This window comes from Clostridium carnis, assembly GCF_054657435.1.
In genome coordinates this window covers 1,447,047-1,471,030 of record NZ_BAAHYS010000001.1, presented here as the reverse complement: position 1 = coordinate 1,471,030, position 23,984 = coordinate 1,447,047, and the positions used below count along the sequence as shown (strand labels likewise).

Here is a 23,984-nt window from a genome sequence, read left to right as displayed (position 1 = left end):
GAAAACTACGTTTCCTACCTTTTTCTATAAATATTATTATGATTTTTTAAGTGTATATTCTAACCCTTTTTATTCTATTTTTATCTATATCCTCAACGACAAATTTTATATTGTTAAACTTTATTTCTTCTCCATTTTCAGGAAACCTTCCTAGTTCCCCTATTACAAGTCCTCCAACAGAATCAAATTCTTCTGACTCCATGTTAACACCTATTAATTCACCAATATCGTCTAATCTAGCGCTTCCATCAACAATATATTCATCTTCTTTTACAACTTCTATTTCTTTATTTTCATCATCATATTCGTCTTCTATATCTCCAAATACCTCTTCTATTAAGTCCTCAATTGTAACAATTCCAACATTACCACCATATTCATCTAATACAACTGCAATATGATTTCTCGTCTTCTTCATTTCATTAAATAGTTCCTTAATTTTCTTAAATTCAAAGGTATAATAAGGGTCTCTCATATAATCTATAACTTTAAATTCTTCTTTATTTTGAGATGCCATAATTAAGTCCTTAACATTTAATATTCCAACTACATCATCAATAGTTTGATTATAAACTGGTATTCTTGAAAATTGTTCCCTTTGAATAACATCAAATACCTCTTCATAATTTGCATTAACATCTACAGCTATTACATCTACCCTTTGAACCATTACGTCCTTTACTTGAGCATCTGCAAAATCAAAAACATTAAATATCATTTCTTTTTCTACGCCTTCTAGGACCCCTTCTTCTTCACTAACACCAACCATAGTTCTTAACTCTTCTTCTGTTATAAATGGTTCTGACGCTTTTGGGTCTCCTCCTAGCAATCTTATGAATACTCCTGATATTACAGTGAATATAGCAATAAAAGGCCTAAATATTTTAACTATTAAATTAATGGTTTTGCTTACCTTTAAAGCAACTTTTTCTGAATTTTGTTTTGCTATTGATTTTGGTGTTATTTCACCAAAAATTAAAACCAATATGGTCATCACAATAGTAACTATCCCAACACCACTTTCACCTAAAGTTTTTAGTGCTATTGATGTTGCAAGCGCTGATGCTCCTATATTAACTATATTATTCCCTATTAATATGGCTCCTAATAACCTACTAGGATCCTCTGTTAATTTTTCTACTAATTTTGCTCCCTTTACTCCCTCATCTACCATATGCCTAATTCTAATTTTACTTAGCGCCATTAACGCTGTTTCAGACATTGAGAAAAAACCTGACATAACTAATAATATTACTAACAATATTATTTGCCACGTATAACTGTCCAAAAATAATCACACTCCTAATATATTTAATTATAATATTCTATATTATATCATATGTAAAAACTCAATAGTTAAGATTATTTTTAATAAATTAAAAAATTTCAAATAATTTCATATTTTAAACAATTTTCAATTAAATAAAAACTCTCAAACCAAGTATTATCAAGGTTTGAGAGTTTTTTCTGGTATCCCCAACAGGGATCGAACCTGTATCTGTCCCTTAGGAGGGGACTGTTCTATCCATTGAACTATGGAGACATTTAACAAATAAATTTTATAATATTAGAAGGGAATTGTCAATATTCCCCTAATCCCTTATATGCTTATTATATCTCCATTTTCAAATTATATTTAGTTTTCTCTGTCTTTTTAATAATATTAGTTATTCTACTTTTATGTTTCTTTGATTTCATAATCTTTCAGCTTGTCCCACGATTCTATTTTAGAGAACTCTTTATATTTAGAGTTAAATTCAACTATTATCGGAGCTTCGTCTAAATATGGATATTTTTCTATAAGCTCCTTATCAGCATATCTAATTGCTGTAATAGCTAAGGGTAGCTCTTCTCTAAAAATCTTATCTCTAAAAACTGATGCATTTAGTCCTCCGGCTCCGTCTACATGGATGTATAACCTTAAAATATATTTGCCTAAAACTTTGTCCCATCCTCCAAGCACTTCATCTCTCATTGAAGTTACTTTACTCCAATCATAATTAAGACCTATTGACACATATAAGTTAGCTGTTTCATCTGAATGTGTCATTGTGTAATACCTAGGCATGATAGGTCCTACTTCTGTAACGTCATTTTTAAAATCTACAAACAACTTTTCTGGTTTAAATTTTGACACCTAGTTCACCTCTAAAATATTAACTTTTCTTCACTATATGAAATTTCATTCTATATAGTTACTTTTATATAGTGGCAGTTTAGTATATACTTTATTTATGGAATTATTATTTTATATTTGAAAGGATTTGATTTTTATGTTTAGGTCTATTATATGGTATATATTTTTCTTTTTAAGCTTACTTATTAGCATACCTGGTATGATTAAGAGTAAAATGCTTGATAAAAAAGGTTTAAAAAAGGAAAGAGAAGCTCAAGTTCATAAAAGTACTTCAAGGTGGGCTAGATCACTTTTAAAATTAGCCGGAGTAAAAGTAATTGTTCATGGAGCCGAAAATTTACCTAAGGACAGGAATGTTTTATTTATAGGAAATCATCAAGGAAACTTTGATATTCCTATTTATATAAGCCAAATTGATGTTCCAAAAGGATTTATATCTAAAATTGAAGTAAAGAAAATTCCTGGTGTTAGAACTTGGATGGAATATATGCATTGTGTTTTTATGGATAGAAGTAGTATACGAAAATCTGGTGAAGCTATAGTACAAGGTATTAAAAACTTAAAAGAAGGTTATTCATTAGTAATCTTCCCTGAAGGGACAAGAAGCAAATGTGATAAAATGGGCGAATTTAAAGCTGGTAGCTTCAAACTTGCAACAAAATCTAAAGTCCCAATAGTTCCTGTAACAATGAGTGGCTCTTATAAAATTATGGAAGAGAAAAATGGTGCCATAATTAAGCCTGCAACTGTTAATCTTTATATACACCCTATTATTGAAACTGCTAATCTATCTAAAGAGGAGCAAGATGCACTACCTAAAAAGGTTTATTCTATTATCCAAAGTAAATTACCACAATAATAAATACCCTTTAGTTAGTTTTTAAGCTAACTAAAGGGTATTTTAAGCTATGATATTAATATTAAATAATTTCTCTATTCATGGAAAACCTCTATTAAGGTAGCTATATCATTTACATAATACTCATACTTTTTCCCTTGCTTAGAAATTTTAAAAAATCCCAGTGTAACTAAGTAATTTAAATCAGTTCTAGCTGTTTCATATGCAACCTTTGTCCTTTTCTTATAATCTTCAATAGTTATTTTCTTATCCTTAATAACAATAATGCTATTAATAAATTTTAATTGTCTATCCTCTAACTCAATATTATTTTTCTCTATTAATGATTTTAAAATTTTCTTACCATACTTAATGTTAATTTCAATATTTAACTCTTCAATAGATAACTTTATTACTTCAATATAATATTTTATAAAATAAGTTAAATCACCTTCATTATCAGAAATATTTTCTATAGCATTAAAATATTTCTTACTTTGTTCAGTAATAATTTTCATTGGAGAACAATATCTTAGAACTTCATATCCGTTATTAATTAAATATATATAAGATAAAGTTCTAGCCATAAAACCATTAATAAATTCAAAAAGGTTATTATCCAAAATATATTTTTGAATTATTGCTGCCTTAATTATTTTATTACAATTAAAATTACAAATAAAATCAATTAGCTGTTCAAGGTATTCTTTGTTATAGTTTAGGTTATCTTTTCCTACATATTCACCAATATCATTGTATACACTTAATATTAAGCTTTTATTTATTTCGTTGCCATTTTCAAATACTTCAAATAACCTGCTCTTTATATTTTCTACTATCTTTTCCTCATTAAAAATTTCCTTATCTTTCTCTAATTCAAAATTTATATTATTAAACACTTCATCTTTATATGTGTTAAGCTTTATTTTTTCTATATTTTTTCCAGGTATATATCCCATTACTTCACTTTTAACATTTTCATCTATTATGTAAATATTGTTCAACATATCTTTTGTAATATTGTACCAATATTTTATTTTCTCATTATTCTCTAGATTTATCTTATATGAGTCTGCATTTCTTTCCTTTTGTATCATTTCCCATATTTTTTCCAAATCACATTTATCATATATTCTTCTTGAAATTTGTTTTTTGTTAAAATAAAATTTGTTAAATTCTTGTAAAATCTGCTTGTCCATTTTCTCACTCCAAATTGCTACTTCTTTTTTTACTGTATAATTACTTTTATAATACTAATTTAATACTAATAATATATATCTTTATATACTTATTATATATCTAATTAATTACTATATTAATACTTATTTATTAATTTTCAATAAAAATATCATTAAAATAAAAAAGGGAGAGGCAAAAACCTCCTCCTTAATATGTAAATTATTCAAAATTTTATTATTCTATGTTTTTTTATATAATAATATTTTTATCATTATATATTTCTATGTATTTTATTAATTATTTTTAATTTTACAGTTTAACCTCTCCCCTCCTTTATTTTATTCCATATTAAAAATAAAACTAACACTCAGTCTTATTCTTTCTACATCTTTAAATAGTTTAAATTTATAATAACTTTTTTTATTTTATCTTATACTTTATATTTTTATAAAAATTATTAATTTATATAAATTTTTTTATATATTTTTCACTTTATTACATTAATTTACTGTTTAATTTTTATAAATTTTTATTATAGAAAATTCTTTTTCTGCAAATAATAAATTAAATTGTTTCATTAAACGTTTTCTTAAGTGATTATTTAAGAAAATTTAATATTTTATGCAAAATAACTCTATTTTGTTAATAAATAATACGAGCATATTTTCAAAATATAGTGTATACTAAGTTAGTTAATAAAAAATAAAATAATTGAAAATAAATCTACTTTATAAGTATAAATTATTTTTAGTAAAAAAAGAAAGAGGATATTGAATGAACGAAATTAAATTTAGTGACTTAGGGTTAAAGGATACCCTTTTAAAATCTATTAATGAATTAGGTTTTGAAAAACCATCCCAAATACAAGCTGAGGCTATTCCTGTTGCATTAGAAGGACATGATCTTATAGGGCAAGCTCAAACTGGTACAGGTAAAACAGCAGCTTTCGGTTGTGGAATTATAAACCACATATCATCTCAAGACGGACTTAGCGCAATAATATTAGCCCCTACAAGAGAATTAGCTATTCAAGTTAATGATGAATTAACTAGACTATCTAAGTATGACAGATTAAATATACTACCAGTTTACGGTGGAGAGCCTATACAAAATCAAATAAGAGCTCTTAAAAGAAATGTTAATATAGTTGTTGGTACTCCTGGTAGAGTTTTAGATCACATAAAGAGAAAAACACTTTCATTAGATACTGTTAGATTCTTAGTGTTAGATGAAGCTGATGAAATGTTAAACATGGGCTTTATAGATGATTTAGAAGATATCATAAAACAACTTCCTGAAGAAAGACAAACTTTATTATTCTCAGCTACAATGCCAGCTCCTATAAAGAAGTTAGCTAAGCGTTATATGAAAAAAGATGCAAAACACATAGCTATACAAAAATCAGCTATGACAGTATCAAAGATTACTCAAAACTTCTTTGAAATTTCTCATAAGAGTAGATTTGAAGCTCTTTGCAGAATACTTGATTTTGATAATCCATCATCAGCTATAATCTTCTGTAGAACTAAAAAAGGTGTTGATGAGTTAGTTGAAGGTATGCAAGGTAGAGGATATATAGTTGAAGGTATGCATGGAGATATGTCTCAAGCTCACAGACTTAGAACTCTTAAGAAATTTAAAGAAGGATCATTAAACTTTTTAATTGCTACTGATGTTGCTGCAAGAGGAATTGATGTTGAAGGAATAACTCATGTTATAAATTACGACTTACCACAAGACGTTGAAAGTTATGTTCATAGAATTGGTAGAACTGGTAGAGCTAATAGAGAAGGTACTGCTTACTCATTAATATCTCCAAAAGAATATTCAATGCTTAAGCAAATTAAGTCAGTTACTAAGGGAAATATAACTAAGAGAAATGTTCCTACAGTAGAAGAAATATTCTCTAATAAATCACAATCAATGATTTCAGATGTTCATAATATACTACAAGATAGTAATTATGATAAATTTATTCCAGTTGCAGTTGAGTTAAATAAAAAGTTTGATTCAGTTGAAATTATTGCAGCTTTAATGAAAAGCAAATTTAATGATGAATTATTTGCAACTTATACATCAAATGCTTTAGAAGCTCCAAAAGGTGAAGATGTACGCTTATTCTTCTCTATTGGTAGAAGAGATGGAATTAATCCTAAGTCTTTAGTAAACTTTATTAAAGATACTGCTAGAATTAAAGCATCATCAATTGGCGATATAGATATATTAGAAAACTTTGCTTTTGTTAATGTATCTCCTGACGTTAAAGATAAAGTTATGGATACATGTATAGGTCTTAAATTAAACAAAAGAAAAGTAAATATAGAAGTAGCTAATAAAAAGAAAAGATAATAGCTACTTAGCTTAGGTGACTACGTCAGATAAGGGCACTTTGTGCATAGATATGAGCTATTTAATTTGCTCTTTCGGCAGAGAGATTTGCTTTGTAATTAATATTACATATGGTAAAAGATCACCTGCAGTGGAAATTTGATTTAATATCAAAGAATTTTAAGGGAATTATAATATTATTTTATAATTTCCTTTTTATTTTAAAAAATCCCTATAAGCTTTAAATAGTTTAAATCTTATAAGGATTTTTTAAAATTATTATAATTTACACTTCTTTTTTTATCCCCTCATAAAGATACTCTAAATGTTCAGTGTCTACTCCTTCTCTTTTTAGAAGCTTTAGTCTTTCTTCGGCTCTTTGAATTGACTCTTTTGCCTCTTCAAAATCTTTATGATTTATGCAATTACTTGTATATTCTAATAAATAATCTATTTTTAATACTATCTCAGCCAAATCATTTCTATCATCATTAACTAAATCAACTAATAACGTATAAATTTTAGGAGATGTAGTTCTTTTAACACTTCCTAATAAATCATTGTTTTTACTAGTTTTTCTTGACATATATATCACCTCTTTATTATATTAACTTCAATTATAAACTAATATACCATATTGTAAAATATTTTATAGTACCTACTCATATTTTACAATTACCCTCAATACATTTTAAAGTATAAAGGAAATTTAGGAGGTTTATTATTTATGCAAGAATATGTTTGTGTGTCCTGTACTTATATCTATGACCCTGAAATTGGTGATATTAAAAATGAAGTCTACCCTGGAACAAACTTCGAAGACTTGCCAAATGATTGGGTATGCCCAGTATGTGGCGCATGTAAAGATGAATTTGACTTACTTGATGAATAAATGTTTATTCTTATAAAAAACTACTTTAACCAAAAAAGCTTTTATTTAAAATGTATTTGGGGACTTTTAAAATTTAATTCATAAAAATAAGCTAAAATTATTAATAAAAATTTTAGCTTATTTTTTAAATTCATTTAATTATTTGCTAGCTTTAAGTAATTTAAAGTTTCAATAGAAACACTTAAAATTATTTTATCATCTATATTTTCCATACATGAAATATGATTTTTTATATTGTTATAAGCTTTATTAAATGAATTTGAATCATATTTTATTAACTCTTGTGTATCTTTTAAAATATATATTATATCATTTTCCTTTATCTTATCTCTTTTTATAAACATGTGTAATTGATAAATATTAATTACTAAAAGTCTTTTCGGACTTAAATCTATAACATCTTCATTATTATATACAGCTTCATTATTTAATCTTAATCTTTCTTCTATAAGGGATGTTATAAGTAATAAATTTTTCATATTATTATTGACTATTTGTCCATTAATAGAATTGTATATTCCTTTTAACATTTCACTAACTACACCTTTATACATTGCTTTTAAATTCTCATTAGCATAATTAACTTTATACGGTAAAATTAATTTGTTAATTAAAATTGCTATTATAGCTCCTATACAAACAAAAATTATCCTGTTAACTGTTAAAACCTCTGTGTTTCCCATAATCGCAGCCGCCCCTATAGCAGATACCGTAACACATATCATATTATATTTATATTTAGTTATATAACTACTTATATATCCTGTTACCATTAAAATTAAAGTTCTAATTGTAGTACTTTCAAATATACTAAATAAAATTACAATTATAATAGCACCTATAATTGTACCTATCAATCTATCTTTTACCTTATTTTTTGATACCTCATATAATGGAGTTGTTAATGAAAGAATAGTAAATAGCATCCATCTACCTTCAGAAAGCTCAAAGTAATCCATTAAAAATCCACATATAGTTATTCCAAATGCAATCTTTATAGCATATGAAAACTTTATTGATGTAGATTTTAAATTTCTTCTATGAAGTGAAATTTTTTTAAAATTTTCAGGTATTTCTTCAAATTTATTTACTATATTATGCTTTTTATTATCTAAATCTTGAAGCTCTTTTAAAGTATCATTTATAAACTTTATGCTACCTAACATCTGAAGTACTAATAAATCTTCTATATTTTCCTCTTCATATTTATCTAGTAGTTCTTGTAGATCATTGCTTAAATCACTTTTACTATCTTTACTCGTTAGCTTCTCAACAATTTCATTTAAAAATTTTCTTAAACAACAAAATATTTTTTCATTATTTTCAGTATATTTTATTTTATCTAATAGAAAGTTAGCTTTTTCTAAAGCTACAGATAAGTTTAATTTTATTCTTCCCTCTTCAGTTAAGTAAAACTCTTGCTTTCTCTTATCATAAATCATTTTTCTAAATAAGTTAATTGATGATTGTATATTTAAATTAATATTTTCATCTGTTTTATTTTCCTTTATCAAATCAATCTTACTTATCATATTAAGACATATACTTGAAATAATTTTATTTCCGCTTTTAGAAAGTTTATCTTTATTTGCAATTAATTGAGCCGCCATTATTAATAAAGCTCCAACAACTAATGATATTAATCGGATATACATTTTATCTTCACTAACTGGTGCTGTTAATATAAATAAGTATTGAAGTAAAAATGGTACATATAGTGGTTTCTTTAAATCATAACAAAATAAATATCCAATAATAAATACTGTTATAAAATTTATTGGTATTGCTAACCATATATTTAAATTAGCTAAATATGCTGCTATTCCTATAAACAGATTTAAACTTAATAATTTAAAGGTGTTTTTAAATGGAGATAATGTTAAATCATTCTCTAAAAACATTAAAGCCGCAGTAACCGTAGTAACTCCTATTAATGTATTTTCTGCTCCAAATATAGTTTTAAATAAAATTATAAACGATACAATAACCAAAAACATTATTGTCTTTGATACAACTAACTTTTTATTCATACACATTCCTCCCTAATTTTATACCTTTAAAAATATATACAAGAAGCAATTTTACTACACTTAATATTTAAATACAATTGTTAATTGAAACATTAATATTTTATTAATCTATTTGTTTGCCTAATTATTATATGTAAAAATATAAAAACTACTATTAATATAAATTTATAAAATAAAAAGATGCCTAAAAAGACACCATTTTAGATTTTAGCTATATTATTTTATTTATCTGCTAAAAGCTTTTTCAACTTATTTTGAACAAGCCATAATTTCTTTTGTTTTCTGTTATATGCAACTAACCTTGTTTTACTATTTTTATTTTCATCCATCAACTTCTTATATTCTTCATCAGCAATATTTAAAGCATCTTCTATTACTAAAAGTTCCTCTTTAGTAAACATTTAATCGCCTCCAAATTATTAATATTTTATATTTTCTTTATTATTATAACATAAATAACTGCTACTCAACATTTCTACAAATCCAATATATACTTTCCCAAATAAAATATTATTATAATCTAATTAACTTTATAAATATTTTTATTACATAGAAAGTAAATTTTGGTATTGACATGTAAAAGTTATTGATGTATCCTGTATATAACTATTAAGGAAATAAATTCAATGAAGAGAAAAAGTAAGTTTTATTGTTGTTCTACAGAGAGTTGGCATTTTGCTGCAAGCCAATGTTCAAGATATTACTGAAAATCATCTCGGAGAAGTAAAACTGAACTTTATGTGAGTAAGTTTTACCGGAGTCTTTCACCGTTAAAAGAAAAGCGTATTGTTTGATATGTATCTAAGTGCTATAAAGGAGGCTTATTTTATAAGTTTATTTTATAGAATTAGGGTGGTAACGCGGTTAATTCCGTCCCTTATTTTAAGGGACGGTTTTTTTATTTTCAAAAATAGTTGAATTTAGCTGTATTTGAAAAAATTTATACTTAATCTTTTTTCTATCAGTTATCAATTTTTAATTTACAAAGGGGGAAAATACCATGAGTATTGAAGGAGACATAAAAATTACAAATAGCAATGAATAGTAAAATTAATTATTGGGGGAATAAACATGAAAAATTTATCAAAAAAAGATTTAGTACTTGTAAGCTTAATGCTTTTCTCATTATTTTTTGGAGCAGGAAATTTAATATTTCCACCATTTTTAGGACAATCTGCTGGTAACTCTACCTGGATATCTATGGTTGGATTCTTTATAACAGCTGTAGGCTTTCCAGTACTTGGAGTAGTTGCTGTAGCAAAGTCTGGTGGACTATTTAATTTAGCTAAAAGAGTTAATTCAGCTTTTGCAGCAGTATTTACTGCTTTAATATATTTATCAATTGGCCCTGGTTTAGGTATGCCTAGAGCTGGCAGTCTTCCATTCGAAATGGCTGTAGCTCCATATTTACCTGATAGTGTATCAAAAACTCTAGCATTATTTTTATTTACATTAGTATTTTTTTCAGTAGCATATTGGCTATCTCTATCACCTTCAAAGTTAGTAGATAGAATGGGTAAAGTTTTAACACCTACTCTACTAATTTTAATATCACTTATCTTTATATCAGCCTTATTTAGGCCGTTAGGTTCTTACGGCGATGCTACAGGTGAATATCTTGCCTCTCCTTTTGTTAAAGGATTTTTAGATGGATATTTAACAATGGATACAATTGCAGCCTTAAACTTTGGCATAGTAATTTCAATTGCAATAAAATCAAGAGGTGTAGATGATGAAAAATCTGTTATATCATCTTCTATAAAAGCAGGAGTTATTGCTGGAGCATTATTAGTTGTAATTTATTCAATGTTAGCTCATTTAGGTGCAACTAGTGGTGGAAGATTTGGTGCAACTGAAAATGGGGCTCAAACTTTAACAAATGTTATGGCTTATGTCTTTGGAAAACCTGGTGCTATTTTACTTGCATTAGTCTTTACTTTAGCTTGTTTAACTACAGCTGTAGGACTTATAACTTCATGCAGCCAATACTTTGTAACTTTAAGTAAAAAAATCCCTTATAAAAACTGGGTTAGAATATTAGTACTTTCAAGTATGACTCTTGCTAATATGGGATTAACAAAAATTCTTGTAATTTCAGTACCTATATTAAATGCAATCTATCCAATAGCTATTATGCTTATTGTACTTGGAATATTAAATAATTTATTTAAAGGAAATTCTACTGTATATGGATTAACAATATTATTCACAGCTATAGTTAGTATTGTAGATGCCTTAGGACAAGTTGGAATCAATTTAGGTTTTGTAACAAATATGTTTAGTAAACTTCCTCTATATTCTCAAGGATTAGGTTGGCTACTTCCTGCACTTTTTGGGATGGTTTTAGGATTTATTTTTAGCTTAGTAAAAGAAAAATCAACATATACTAAATTAGATGCTAATTTAGATTAAATAAAAAATAGGTCAGTGTATTTTAAACACTGACCTATTTTAATATATTATTCTAAAAACATTTTTAAATCGTCTTCTACATTTGTTATACCACCAATTCCAAAGTTTTCAACTAATACCTTAGCTACATTTGGAGAAAGGAATGCTGGTAATGTTGGTCCTAAGTGAATATTCTTTACGCCTAAGTATAATAATGATAGTAATACTATAACAGCTTTTTGTTCGTACCATGCAATATTAAATGCTATTGGTAATTCATTTATATCTTGTAATTCAAATACTTCTTTTAACTTTAATGCTATTAATGCTAATGAGTATGAATCATTACATTGACCAGCATCTAAAACTCTTGGAATTCCATTTATATCACCTAAAGGTAACTTATTATATTTATATTTAGCACATCCTGCTGTTAATATAACTGTGTCTTGTGGTAATGCTTTTGCAAATTCAGTATAATAATCTCTTGACTTCGCTCTTCCATCACATCCTGCCATTACAAAGAACTTTTTAATAGCACCTGTTTTAACAGCTTCTACTACTTGATCTGCTAAAGCAAATACTTGATTATGAGCAAATCCTCCGATTATTTCTCCTTTTTCAATTTCTATAGGAGCTTGACATTTTTTAGCATGTTCAATTATAACTGAGAAGTCTTTGCTATCTTCTGATTCTCCCTTTATATGTGTACATCCAACAAATCCTGCTGCTCCAGTAGTATATAACCTGTCTTTATAACTAGCTTTTGGCGGTACTATACAGTTTGTAGTCATTAATATTGGTCCATTAAAGCTTTCAAACTCTTCTTTTTGTTTCCACCAAGCATTTCCATAGTTTCCTGCAAAATTAGAATACTTTTTAAATGCTGGATAATAGTGAGCTGGTAGCATTTCTGAATGAGTATAAACGTCTACCCCTGTTCCTTCTGTTTGCTTTAATAACATTTCTAAATCTTTTAAATCATGTCCTGATACTAATATACCTGGGTTGTTTCTAACACCTATATTAACTTTAGTTATTTCAGGATTTCCATAAGTTCCTGTATTTGCAGAATCAAGTAAAGCCATTCCATCTACTCCAACTTTTCCCGTCTCTAAAGTTAAAGCTATTAATTCATCTATTGTTAATGTATCATCTAAAGTCTTAGATAATGTGCTTTGCATAAATGCATTTACTTTTTCATCATCATATCCTAGTGCATTGGCATGTTTCATATATGCTGACATACCCTTTAGTCCATATATTATAAGTTCTCTTAAGCTTTTTATATCTTCATCTTTAGTAGCTAGCACACCTACCTTAGTTGATTTTGCGTCCATTTCTTCCTTTGATTCTGTATTCCATAAAGCTGCTTCTGATAAATTTTCCTTATTTTTTAATTTTCCTATTAATTCCTCTTTAGTGCTTAAAGTTAATTTAACTCTTTCATAGAATATATCATCATCAAAATTTGCATTTGTTATTGTTGTAAATAAATTTATAGTTATTAGGCTATTTACTTCTTGAGATATAGTAAAACCTTCAGCCCTAAGTCTTGTTGTAACCTCACTTAATCCTTTAGTTGTATATATTAATAAGTCTTGCATTCTAGCTAAATCTGGTGATTTTCCACATACTCCAAAGCTTGTACATCCTGTGCATCCAGCAGTTTCTTGGCATTGGAAACAAAACATTTTATTTTCCATATCTATTCCTCCAAAATAATTTTTTAAACTTTATGTGTTTATATTAACTTATTATCAATTATCAGTCCGTAACATACGTTACATAATTTATTAAAATAAATAAAAAAAAATGAATTTAAGCAAATACCCTATTATAGCTATATATTTGTATTCTTTTTACCTTTAACTTAAATACTTTACAAATATATCTTATATATTGAACCTTTTTTTAATTATATATATAGTATATTTCATACTAACACGCTAATTTAAGGGAGTTTATTATATGAAAAAAGCACTAACATATGGAATAATATCATCAATATTTTTTGCTTTTACATTTGTACTTAATAGCAGTATGAATCTTTTAGGTGGTAGTCTCCCTACCATTATGGGATTTATAGGATTATTCTTCATTATTCTTGGTATGATTCTAAATAGTTTAATTAGTTCTAAAACAAATTAAAAAAAGTGCTAATCTTATAAAAAGATCTAGCACTTTTTTCTGCTTCTATATTCTTATTAAATAAAAGAGTAAACTAACCACTCTTTTAATTATTAAAGTTTTCCTATTAAATCTAAGCTAGGTGTTAATGTTTCTTTACCTGGTTGCCATTTAGCTGGACATACTTGATCTCCATGTTTAGCAACAAATTGAGCTGCTTGAACCTTTCTTAATAGCTCTTCTGCATTTCTTCCTATTCCATTATCATGTATTTCATAAGCTTTAATTTCACCTTCTGGATTAATTACAAAAGATCCCCTTAAAGCTACCCCTTCTTCTTCAATCATAACTTCAAAATCTCTAGCTAACTTACCTGTTGGATCTGCTAACATTGGATATTTAATTTTTGCTATTGTTTCTGAAGCATCTGCCCACGCTTTATGAACAAAGTGAGTGTCAGTTGATATTGAATAAACTTCACACCCCACTTCTTTAAATTTTTCATAGTTATCAGCTAATTCATCTAATTCTGTAGGGCATACAAATGTAAAATCTGCTGGATAAAATACAAATACTGACCATTGTCCTTTTAAAGAATCTAATGTTATTTCTTTAAAATCTCCATTTTGATATGCTTGAACCTTAAAATCTGAAACTTTTTTATTTATTAATGACATATAATCACTCTCCTTAAATTATTAATGATAATAATTATCATTATCTTTTATTAGTATTAATAATAATTATTATTTAGTAGTTTGTCAACTCATTAAGGAAAATTTTTATAATCCACCGCAAAAAAATAGAAACTATTATATTCAATTGAATACATTAGTTTCTATTTTCTATATTCCAACTATAGGCTGACTTGTACTTCTTCTATAAAATTCTTGTGTTGCTTGAAGACCATATATACTAGATATGATTCCTAATACATTTGCTATGTTAATTTTTATATTAGGCTCTAGAGAATACTTAAGTTCACCATTTAAGTACTTCTCGTATAAATCATTATATCTACTAAATCCTAATTCAGTAAATACTACTTGTACCAATAAGGCAATATAAGCTGATTGTAGCGCAGGAAGATCTGGATTTGGTATTTTTTCTTCTTCTTCAGTATATTTACTATAAACAAGTTGAATACTTTCTTCTGTTGATATATATGCTAAAATATTAGCTATAATCCCTAAAACTTGAGCCTTAAGCTGTATATCTAACAAGTTTAACTCCCTTAAATCACTTTCGCTAATAGTTGTGCTATTAGCGCTTTCACTATTTGTATTATTAGTACTACTTTTACTGTCATCTTTATAATTTGTTTTATTTTCTTTTTTTGAATAATTTCTATCTTTATTCCTATTGTTTTTCTTTCCTGATTTTTTTCGCTTCACCACATTCCTCCCCCCTCATTTTATACTATGAGGTGAGATTTTCTTTGTGAAAAACTTTTAATTTATAATAATTTTTCAAAGGCAATTCTTTTACTCTTATCTTCTAAATATATTACTCCACAATATTTAAAATCATTTTTTTTAAGTAAATTTTGCATAGAGATATTATCTTCATGGGTATCTACTTTTATACTATTAAAATCTTTACTTAAGCAAAGTTTCTCTATGTTTTTTATTATCTCAGTAGATATTCCCATTCTCTTATACTTATTATCAACCGCTATCCTATGAATAACTGCATACTTATCATTACTAATCCATTCTCCATCATAAATAGAATTATATGTACTTTCTCCATCAAAAGATAATGCTACTGTAGCTATAATTTTATTACCTTTTAATAATACATAACTAATTCCATTTTCTATATCATTACTTATAGTTTCAGAATTAGGATAATTATTTTGCCATTGATCAACACCATTTTCTTTAAAATAATTCTGTGCTTGTTTTATAATTCTCATTATATTATCAATATCTTTTTTTAAAGCTTTTCTAAATTCCACTTTACCCTCCTACTACAACAAAAAAATAGTAGCTTTTAATATTATTTAAAGCTACTATTATCAATCACTTATAGTTTTTTAACAAATTCAGATTTTAATTTCATAGCTCCAAATCCATCAATTTTACAATCAATATTATGATCACCATCAACTAAACGTATATTTTTTACCTTTGTACCTTGCTTTAAAGGTGTAGAACTTCCCTTTACTTTTAGGTCCTTTATTATAGTTACAGTATCACCATCATTTAATATATTTCCATTTGAATCTTTAACAATTTTTTCGTCTTCATTAATTTCATTATCTGCTACTAAAGTCCATTCATATGCACACTCTGGGCAGATTAATAAGCTTCCATCTTCATAAGTATATTCTGAATTACATTTTGGACAGTTTGGTAAATTAACCATAATTTCATTTCCTCCATTCGTTATTATTAATTCCATGCTTAAGAATTATTTTTAATTTCTTTTATAAATTTTATACTAATATAATTTGTTAGATAAATTTTACAAATATCTATAAGTAAATCCCTATATGCTTATATACTATCATAATCCCTTAATCTTGACAAACCTTAGAATAAAGGTGTCTTAACTCTATTTTTTTATTTATTTTCAATTTATTAAACCAAAAAACCTATAAAGCATACTTTTTATAAGTATCTACTTTATAGGTTGTATTTTAAATACATACTTTTTTTATTATACGATAGTTTCCTTTTCTTTCTTATCAAGAATATTAACTATTATAGAAATAGTAACTGCTAATAGTGTTACTGTAACCCACGCAAACCCATCATTTGAAAATGGTAAAAATTCAAATAACCCATTAAGTCCTGTTACTCCAAATTGTGTGCGAAGCACATCTAATATAGATATTAAAAGTGTTGTATATACTGTAATTTTATAAGTTTTACTATCCTTTACTCCAATTACATTAAATATTATTAAAACTATGTGTACTGGGTAAAAAATCATAAGTATCGGTATTGCAAGTTTTATTATACTACCAATTCCTGCATTTGAAATAATTGCAGATGCTACACAAATTATACTAACTACAACTCCATATTTTATATTTAAAAGTTTTGAGAAAAACTCTGCTACCATAGCTGTTAATCCTATAGAAGTTGTTATACACGCAGCTGCAATAGCTATTCCAAGAGCAAGTTGTCCAAATTTTCCAAGAACTAAGTTAGAAATTCCTATCGTTAACTCTGTTTGGCTAACTCCTTCTGGAAAATATCCTGCAAGTGCAGCTCCTAAATATAATAATCCACCATAAATAAATACAAATCCAACACTTGATATAATACTTGCTCTATTTAATATGCTCTTTCTTTCATCTTGATTTTTATAACCTAAAGTTATTATTGCATTAATTGCTATTACTGCTACAAGAGGAGCCCCCAAAGCATCCATAGGTTGATATCCATTTATAAATCCACTGGTAAAACTATTTACCGTTCCATCTCTAAATATATGTTCTGTAAAAAACACACCTTTAATTATAAGTATTGAAAGAATAACTAAAATAACTGGTGTTAAAATTTTTCCTACATATTCAACAATTTTACTTGGACGTAAAGTCAATATAAGTGTTATTGTAAAAAATATAATTGAGAAAATTAATGGATTTATTTTATCTCCTATGTTAGGTAATATTCCCATCTCATAAGTTGTAGCCCCGGTCCTCGGTATTGCTACAATTGGACCTAAACATATAAGTATTAATGCTGTATATATATTAGTAAATTTACTTCCTATTTTTTCTCCAAACTTTTCTAAAGAACCTGCTTTATTAAGAGCTAAAATTCCAAGAAGAGGTAAACCTATTCCAGAAATAAAAAAACCTAATAACGCTAAAAACCAATTGCTACCCGCATTAAATCCTATCTCTGGTGGGAAAATTAAGTTACCAGCTCCAAAAAATATTGCTAATATTGTGAATCCTACTGCTATGAAATCAATTTTTTTCTTCATATTCATATCTCCTGTACTACTATTAATTTTATTAACTTTACCTGTCCTACTATACTTTCTATGTCTGATATTTTATCATGCAAATTAACAATATGTAAATAACAATATTGTTATTTTTAATATATTATGAATTTTTTCACAATAATTTTTATAATATAAAAAAATAAGGAGTTTTTATTATTAATATTTTTCTTCTATAAGAACTTGAATTTGACAACTATATGAATTTGTATTAAAAAAATCATTAAATAAATCTACTTCAATAAATCTTTTAGCTCTCAAACTATTTTCTTCTAAATAACTAAATACTTTTTCCCAATGCTCTTCTTCATTTTCCTTACTATATGATAGAGTTAAATACTTTCCAAGTGGTAATATTTTTATATTATTCTCATCTTCTAAATTATGTTCTCCTTTAATCCCATTAAAAACATATTTAGGCTCTATATTACCATCTAAATTAATATCATATATTATTCCTCGCTCCATAGATACTTGTAAGTTTTTCTCTTTAATTATTTTCTCTAAATTTGAATAATAAAGTAACTCTTTTAGGCTACCTACTTCTTTACATGGTACTACAATTACATACCTCTGCTCAAAATTTTTAATATCTATTTCATTATTCCTTACTATATCTTTAGAACACTCTACACTCCTATTTAACATATCAATATTTTTAATTATTTCTCTCATTTTATTTATATTTTCTTCTGCTTCACTTTTCTTTAATTTTAAAAAATCTAATAGCTTATCTGTATCACGTTCTTTGAAGATTTCTTGAAGTTCAATTATACTAGTTCCTAAAGCCCTACATCCTTTTATAATATCTATATAAATAAACTGATCTATTGAATAATATCTATAACCGGTTTCCTCATCAATATAACTTGGAATAAGAATGCCCATTTTATGATAATATCTTAAAGCTTTTATTGTAATTTCTTTAATTTTAGAAACCTCTCCAATAGAGAATAAATTTTTCATTATAATCACTTCCTTTATATTTTATCCTAAAACACTCTTGACTCTCCCTTTAGAGGAGACATTATTATCATTATAACAAAATAATAAATTTTCTCATATGAAAGGATAGTGTATAAAAATGAATAAAGTTATATATAGAGATTTAGTTAAAGATGATTATAATCATGTTAAGGAGTTAATTGGAGAAGCATTTGGATTCAATGAATTTATTAAAGATAAGAAATTTTTAGATTTAATATTAAATATTTATCTACAAGATTGTATTTTAGCAAGTTCATTTAGTAAGGTAGCAGAAAAAAATAATACAGTAATAGGTTTTATTTTAGGTGATGCAAAAAAAGATAAAAATCATTTAAGAAAGCCTCATAATATTCTAAGTATTGTTCTTACTGGACTTAAAATATTTTTATCTAGCAAAGAAAATAAAACATCACTTAAAGAATTTTCAAAAATTAATGATGCTTATAAAGAAATTATACAAGGTAAAAAAGATAACTTCCAAGGTTGTATACAGCTATTTATTGTCTCTAAGGAATCTAGAGGACTTGGTGTTGGAAAAGCTCTTATCACTCATTTATCTAATTATATGAGAAGTATGAATGTAAAATCTCTATATCTATATACAGACACTAGATGTAACTATGGCTTTTATGATAGTCAAAATTTTAAACGTCTAAATGAAAAAGAAATCTACTTTAATTCAGTTAAATCAAAACTTAATGTATTTCTATACGGTTATAATTTTTAATTAACACTAAAAATAAATTATTAAAGGTAATAACTCATCTCATTTAGTTATTACCTTTAATATAAGCTTATCTATATATAATTAATTTTTCCATATAGAATTATCATTATAATAATTTATTCCTAAGTTTTTCATTCTTTCCCCTTGTTTTTCTAATCTAATCTTATATTCATTCCAATTTCTAGCCTCTTTAGGTGTCCATCCTATTTCAGAATAACCTAATAATCTTGGATATATCATATAATCCATTTCCTTTATATTAGTAATAGTTTCTGTCCACAAGGGTGCCTCTATACCTAAAATTAATTCCTTTGGAGCATACTCAGTAGGATCCCAATTATATGCATCTTCTACTGAAATGTATCCTGCCCAATTTAATCCATATGGTGTACTCTCATTATATTTCATATCTAAATATGCTTTTTTTGCAATTGATATAATTATTTTCATATCTTTTTCTCTAGCTGCTTCATTTGAATCCTTCCAATTTTGCAAAACTACACTTGAATTTATTTCTGGAGCTGTATCAATTGGATCCCAACCCATTGGTGTTTTTCCATACTTCTCAACTATTTTAGATACCCTTCCTACAAAATAATCATAATCTGCCTTTTTAGTGCTATCTGCCTCATCTCCGCCTATATGAATATATTTTGAAGGAGATATTTCTGAAACTTCTTTAATTACATCATCAATAAATTCATACGTCTTTTCACTATGAGTCATAAAAGTACTAAATCCTACATTTGTACCTGTATATAAAGGCTTTCTTTTACCATCTGGATTTAGAAATCCATATGAAGCTAATGCTGCATTACTATGACCTGGCATATCAAACTCAGGAATTACTTCTATATATCTATCAGCTGCATATTTAACTAAATCTTTAAACTCTTCTTGAGTATAATATCCACCTGGTCCTCCACCAACTTCCGTACTTCCTCCTATAAGAGTTAAATCTGGCCATTTTTTTATTTCTAAACGCCATCCCTGATCATCACTAAGATGTAAATGAAGTCTATTTATTTTATATAAAGCTGCATAGTCTATTTGACGTTTAATTTCATCTACAGTAAAAAAATGTCTAGCAACATCAATCATTAATCCTCTATAATCATATTCTGGCTTATCATCTATAGTTAAAACTGGAATATTCCATTCTACACCAGAAACCACAGTACTTTTTTCAATTTCTGGAGGTAATAATTGTCTTAATGTTTGCACTCCCCTTGATAGTCCCTCTGGTTTATATGCTATAATTTTAACACTTTCAGAAGTTGTTATTATTTTATAACCTTCACTACCTTTCCCCTCTTCTGCTCCTATAGTAGTCAAATAAATATTACCTGATGAAGTACTCTCTCCTTTAATAATATTTAACTCAAAACCTGTTGAATTTTTTAATTTTTCTTTTAAAAATTCTGCAACTTTAATTATTTCTTCTGTTTCTTTTTCAGTATTTCCCTTTACATAAATTGATGTGTCCTTTTTAAGAGTAAACTTACCTTTGCCCTTTTCATAACTTACTGGCTTTGGAATAATATCACTACTACTCTCCTCTATGAAAACTGACTTTTCCTTATTATTTTCTTTAAAAATTATCACAAATGAAGCTATTACCAATGTTGTCAATGTTATCATTTTCCACATAGAAGCTCCCTTTATATTAAATTTCTGCGTCATTTTTTATCTCCTTATATATTTTTGAAATAAATAATTAATTATATAATAATATTTAAAGTTTATTTAATTCATAATGAATGTAATTTAAATACTTTTATCATATATAATTTTTACTTCTTATATATAAGTATTAGCTATTTTTATTTGTATATACTTATTTACACATTGCCTACTTAATATTACTTATACTATCTTATATGAAATATTTATCTCATATAAAATTATTCCTATTATTACTTATTTTAGCATCTTAAGGTTTATTATTTATTGAATTATTTTAATAGTTTAACTGTTAAATATTAATAATATTTTAGTCTATATAATTTAATTTCTTTAAAGCGTATATTAAAAACTCTTCTGCTAAGCTCTCACTTTTAATATATTTAACTGCATCTTTAAATGTAAACCACTGAGTTTTATCAATTTCATTATTAATTTTGCTTAAATCTTCACTATCTACTGTGCAAATAAAATTACACATTAGTGTGTTTGTTCTTTCAAAATATCTACTTTTCATATATTGATAGTCTTTAACCTCAAGACCTATTTCTTCCTTTACTTCTCTTACTAAGGTTTGCTCGGAATCCTCCCCCTTATTGATATACCCTGCAACAAGTATATTATCTACTCTTCCATATTGCTGTATAAGTAATACCTTGTTTTTATCTGGGTTCAAAATAATTACACTTATAGCTGAACTAAATGTAGGAAAATGAAATTTTTCACATATATTACAGTATGGAATTTCCCCTTCATCATTACATTTCTTATTTATTAATTTAGTTCCACATTCAAAACAATAATTCATTTTGTTACTCCTCTTATGTAATTTTATTTATAATTTTATTAGATGCTTACTTTTTTATATTATAATAATGTAAAAAATCTAGAATAGCACCAATCCAATAATAACATAAATAAAATCGTCTAAAAATACATTTTTTTAGTCTCTTCAATATGCCAATATTAAATTTACAATTATATTATCATTAAAAATATATGAAAAAAGGTAGATTAGTTAAACAACTAATCTACCTTAAAAGCTAACTATATTAAACAGCGAATACTCCGAAGAATCCTCCAATAATACCAATTACAAGTAAAAGACATATACATGCAACAGGACTCCACTTTCTCTTTTTAATTAAAACATATAGCATTAATGTTAAAAGTAAAGGAATCATTTTTGGCATTACACCATCTAATATTTTTTGAATATTGATTGGAGCGTCACCATTTGCTATTTCTATTGCTAATGATGTTGCACCATAGTTAGAAGTTAAAGCACCAACTATGAATACTCCTAGCATAGATGCTGAACGAGTAAATTCTTTAGCATTTTGAGTTAATATATCAATTGCCTTAGAACCTAAGTTGTAAGACCAGTGCATTAACCAATATCTTACTAAGAATTGAACAGCATTAAATATTAATAAGAATAGTATTGGTCCAGCTAAAGAACCACCTATAGCCATATTAGCTGTAATACCAGCTGTAATAGGTACTAATGTGTACCAGAAAATAGCATCTCCTATTCCACCTAAAGGTCCCATTGCAGCAACACGGACAGCACGTATTGTAGCTGTATCTGCCTTTTGTTGCTCTAAAGATAATACTATACCCATAACAAATGTTACAAGGAATGGATGAGTATTAAAGAACTCTAAATTATGTTTCATAGATTTTGAAAGGTCATCTTTATTAGCATGGATTTTCTTTAATCCAGGTAATATCCCATATAGCCATCCAGCAGCTTGCATTCTTTCATAGTTAAATGAAGCTTGTAAGAATAATGAACGCCAAACCATTTGATTTAAAGTTTTCTTATCAAGTTGTTTAGCAGGAGTCAAGTCTCTATATTGAGTAGTATTAGATTCCATCTTCGTCATCTCCTCCTCTCGCTACTTCAGCTGTACAAGTTTTAATTTTTACATTAGTTTGGAAGTCGTAAACAGCTACGGCTATTCCAATAAGCGCAATTATTAATAATGCAGAACCAGATAAAGCTTCTATGCTTCCTATAATAGTTGCAAGGGCAAATCCTGCAAAGTAAATTCCCCATAGGTCTTTTGATAACATAATACGTAATAAAATTGCAAATCCAACATAACGCATCATTCCACCTGCCGCGCTAAGTCCATTCATAAACCATTTATACTCATTTGATAAATTTGATAGTGTCTCACCTACAACACTACCTCCTATTAATCCAATAACAACTACAATTGCAAAAAATAATCCTAAAGCAGCCATTGCTAAATAATTAAGTCTTTCAATTCCTTTTGTATCAGCTGATTCAGCATATTTATCAGCTGTAGACATTAAAGGTGACATAATTGTAAATAATAAAGTAACACAATATTGTCCTATTAAAGAGAATGGAACAGCTAGTCCAACAGCTGCAGCTGGATCTAACTTTGAAGATACGGCAAATACAACTGCCATAATTCCACCAATAACAGCATTTGGTGGTTGAGCTCCTCCAACTGGCATGTTTCCGATTGTCATTAATTGATAAGTACCACCTACAATAAGTCCAGTTTGTAAATCCCCAAGAATTGCACCAACAATTGCACCAGATACAATTGGTTGATATAATGACTCTAAGAAACTAAATTGGTCAATACCTGCAATAAATGCAAATAACGCAACCAATAGAATTTGTACAATATTAAAATCCATGTAGCATTCCCCTT

Annotated in this window: 23 protein-coding genes, 1 tRNA gene and 1 other annotated feature; of the genes, 6 read left to right on the top strand and 18 right to left on the bottom strand. The window is 26.9% G+C overall.

From position 1 onward, the window contains the following. Positions 1-46: 46 nt before the first annotated feature. The 3 genes from ACYQ1T_RS06875 to ACYQ1T_RS06865 form a co-directional block, all read right to left on the bottom strand. Positions 47-1,288: an HlyC/CorC family transporter gene (locus tag ACYQ1T_RS06875; protein WP_459833258.1), complete on the bottom strand. Its 1,242-nt coding sequence runs from the start codon at positions 1,286-1,288 to the stop codon at positions 47-49. A 180-nt stretch (positions 1,289-1,468) separates the two neighbouring features. Then, positions 1,469-1,543 (bottom strand) — tRNA-Arg (locus ACYQ1T_RS06870). A 135-nt stretch (positions 1,544-1,678) separates the two neighbouring features. Next, a complete protein-coding gene (locus tag ACYQ1T_RS06865; RefSeq protein ID WP_459833255.1) occupies positions 1,679-2,137 on the bottom strand; it encodes a staygreen family protein in 459 nt (152 codons plus the stop codon). A gap of 136 nt (positions 2,138-2,273) precedes the next feature. On the opposite strand from ACYQ1T_RS06865, the gene ACYQ1T_RS06860 reads away from it, so the two are divergent. Further along, a complete protein-coding gene (locus tag ACYQ1T_RS06860; RefSeq protein ID WP_459833253.1) occupies positions 2,274-2,996 on the top strand; it encodes a lysophospholipid acyltransferase family protein in 723 nt (240 codons plus the stop codon). A gap of 74 nt (positions 2,997-3,070) precedes the next feature. Here the strand turns inward: ACYQ1T_RS06860 and ACYQ1T_RS06855 are convergent, their stop codons facing one another. Beyond that, complete coding sequence (locus ACYQ1T_RS06855) at positions 3,071-4,174, bottom strand: Fic family protein (protein WP_459833250.1); 1,104 nt, start codon at positions 4,172-4,174, stop codon at positions 3,071-3,073. Between the two features lie 754 nt (positions 4,175-4,928). Here ACYQ1T_RS06855 and ACYQ1T_RS06850 point away from each other — a divergent pair. Then, complete coding sequence (locus ACYQ1T_RS06850) at positions 4,929-6,503, top strand: DEAD/DEAH box helicase (RefSeq protein WP_459833247.1); 1,575 nt, start codon at positions 4,929-4,931, stop codon at positions 6,501-6,503. Positions 6,504-6,768: 265 nt separating this feature from the next. On the opposite strand, the gene ACYQ1T_RS06845 is transcribed toward ACYQ1T_RS06850, so the two are convergent. Further along, positions 6,769-7,068, bottom strand: coding sequence for a hypothetical protein (locus ACYQ1T_RS06845; RefSeq protein WP_459833244.1), 300 nt, complete (start codon positions 7,066-7,068; stop codon positions 6,769-6,771). A gap of 159 nt (positions 7,069-7,227) precedes the next feature. Here ACYQ1T_RS06845 and ACYQ1T_RS06840 point away from each other — a divergent pair, with 159 nt between their 5' ends. Then, on the top strand, positions 7,228-7,374 hold the full coding sequence (locus tag ACYQ1T_RS06840; RefSeq protein ID WP_459833241.1) for a rubredoxin: 147 nt from the start codon (positions 7,228-7,230) through the stop codon (positions 7,372-7,374). Positions 7,375-7,508: 134 nt separating this feature from the next. Here ACYQ1T_RS06840 and ACYQ1T_RS06835 read toward each other — a convergent pair whose 3' ends face one another. Together ACYQ1T_RS06835 and ACYQ1T_RS06830 are read right to left on the bottom strand one after the other, a co-directional pair. Further along, positions 7,509-9,404 carry an FUSC family protein gene (locus ACYQ1T_RS06835; protein ID WP_459833238.1) on the bottom strand — a complete coding sequence of 632 codons (1,896 nt, stop codon included), beginning with the start codon at positions 9,402-9,404 and terminating at the stop codon, positions 7,509-7,511. Positions 9,405-9,625: 221 nt separating this feature from the next. Beyond that, positions 9,626-9,805: a hypothetical protein gene (locus ACYQ1T_RS06830; protein ID WP_459833236.1), complete on the bottom strand. Its 180-nt coding sequence runs from the start codon at positions 9,803-9,805 to the stop codon at positions 9,626-9,628. Positions 9,806-10,021: 216 nt separating this feature from the next. Then, positions 10,022-10,285: a binding site (T-box leader), on the top strand. A 190-nt stretch (positions 10,286-10,475) separates the two neighbouring features. Between ACYQ1T_RS06830 and brnQ (ACYQ1T_RS06825) the strand changes: the two genes are divergently transcribed. Further along, on the top strand, positions 10,476-11,816 hold the full coding sequence (gene brnQ, locus ACYQ1T_RS06825) for a branched-chain amino acid transport system II carrier protein (RefSeq protein ID WP_459833233.1): 1,341 nt from the start codon (positions 10,476-10,478) through the stop codon (positions 11,814-11,816). A gap of 47 nt (positions 11,817-11,863) precedes the next feature. Here brnQ (ACYQ1T_RS06825) and hcp read toward each other — a convergent pair whose 3' ends face one another. Next, positions 11,864-13,501 (bottom strand): hydroxylamine reductase, encoded by a 1,638-nt coding sequence (hcp, locus tag ACYQ1T_RS06820; protein ID WP_459833231.1) that lies wholly within the window; start codon positions 13,499-13,501, stop codon positions 11,864-11,866. A gap of 265 nt (positions 13,502-13,766) precedes the next feature. Between hcp and ACYQ1T_RS06815 the strand changes: the two genes are divergently transcribed. Further along, complete coding sequence (locus ACYQ1T_RS06815; protein ID WP_459833229.1) at positions 13,767-13,946, top strand: multidrug resistance efflux transporter family protein; 180 nt, start codon at positions 13,767-13,769, stop codon at positions 13,944-13,946. 92 nt (positions 13,947-14,038) lie between these two features. Here ACYQ1T_RS06815 and ahpC read toward each other — a convergent pair whose 3' ends face one another. The 6 genes from ahpC to ACYQ1T_RS06785 form a co-directional block, all read right to left on the bottom strand. After that, positions 14,039-14,602 carry an alkyl hydroperoxide reductase subunit C gene (gene ahpC, locus ACYQ1T_RS06810; RefSeq protein WP_459833226.1) on the bottom strand — a complete coding sequence of 188 codons (564 nt, stop codon included), beginning with the start codon at positions 14,600-14,602 and terminating at the stop codon, positions 14,039-14,041. A gap of 168 nt (positions 14,603-14,770) precedes the next feature. Continuing rightward, on the bottom strand, positions 14,771-15,322 hold the full coding sequence (locus tag ACYQ1T_RS06805) for a hypothetical protein (protein WP_459833224.1): 552 nt from the start codon (positions 15,320-15,322) through the stop codon (positions 14,771-14,773). Between the two features lie 59 nt (positions 15,323-15,381). Then, positions 15,382-15,885, bottom strand: coding sequence for a GNAT family N-acetyltransferase (locus ACYQ1T_RS06800; RefSeq protein ID WP_459833222.1), 504 nt, complete (start codon positions 15,883-15,885; stop codon positions 15,382-15,384). Positions 15,886-15,953: 68 nt separating this feature from the next. Continuing rightward, positions 15,954-16,295, bottom strand: coding sequence for a zinc ribbon domain-containing protein YjdM (locus ACYQ1T_RS06795; RefSeq protein ID WP_459833219.1), 342 nt, complete (start codon positions 16,293-16,295; stop codon positions 15,954-15,956). A 294-nt stretch (positions 16,296-16,589) separates the two neighbouring features. Continuing rightward, a complete protein-coding gene (brnQ, locus tag ACYQ1T_RS06790) occupies positions 16,590-17,870 on the bottom strand; it encodes a branched-chain amino acid transport system II carrier protein (RefSeq protein ID WP_459833217.1) in 1,281 nt (426 codons plus the stop codon). A gap of 180 nt (positions 17,871-18,050) precedes the next feature. Continuing rightward, the gene (locus tag ACYQ1T_RS06785; RefSeq protein WP_459833214.1) at positions 18,051-18,857 is read right to left on the bottom strand and encodes a MerR family DNA-binding transcriptional regulator; all 807 of its coding nucleotides are present in this window, start codon (positions 18,855-18,857) and stop codon (positions 18,051-18,053) included. 118 nt (positions 18,858-18,975) lie between these two features. Here ACYQ1T_RS06785 and ACYQ1T_RS06780 point away from each other — a divergent pair, with 118 nt between their 5' ends. Then, a complete protein-coding gene (locus ACYQ1T_RS06780; RefSeq protein WP_459833212.1) occupies positions 18,976-19,605 on the top strand; it encodes a GNAT family N-acetyltransferase in 630 nt (209 codons plus the stop codon). 81 nt (positions 19,606-19,686) lie between these two features. Here the strand turns inward: ACYQ1T_RS06780 and ACYQ1T_RS06775 are convergent, their stop codons facing one another. The 4 genes from ACYQ1T_RS06775 to ACYQ1T_RS06760 form a co-directional block, all read right to left on the bottom strand. Next, a complete protein-coding gene (locus ACYQ1T_RS06775) occupies positions 19,687-21,255 on the bottom strand; it encodes a family 20 glycosylhydrolase (protein ID WP_459836482.1) in 1,569 nt (522 codons plus the stop codon). A gap of 343 nt (positions 21,256-21,598) precedes the next feature. Next, positions 21,599-22,096, bottom strand: coding sequence for an NAD(+) diphosphatase (locus ACYQ1T_RS06770; protein ID WP_459833210.1), 498 nt, complete (start codon positions 22,094-22,096; stop codon positions 21,599-21,601). A 244-nt stretch (positions 22,097-22,340) separates the two neighbouring features. After that, complete coding sequence (locus ACYQ1T_RS06765; RefSeq protein WP_459833207.1) at positions 22,341-23,168, bottom strand: PTS system mannose/fructose/sorbose family transporter subunit IID; 828 nt, start codon at positions 23,166-23,168, stop codon at positions 22,341-22,343. Then, complete coding sequence (locus ACYQ1T_RS06760; protein WP_459833205.1) at positions 23,158-23,970, bottom strand: PTS mannose/fructose/sorbose/N-acetylgalactosamine transporter subunit IIC; 813 nt, start codon at positions 23,968-23,970, stop codon at positions 23,158-23,160. The genes ACYQ1T_RS06765 and ACYQ1T_RS06760 overlap by 11 nt, the downstream gene beginning before the upstream one ends. Between the last annotated feature and the right edge of the window lie 14 nt (positions 23,971-23,984).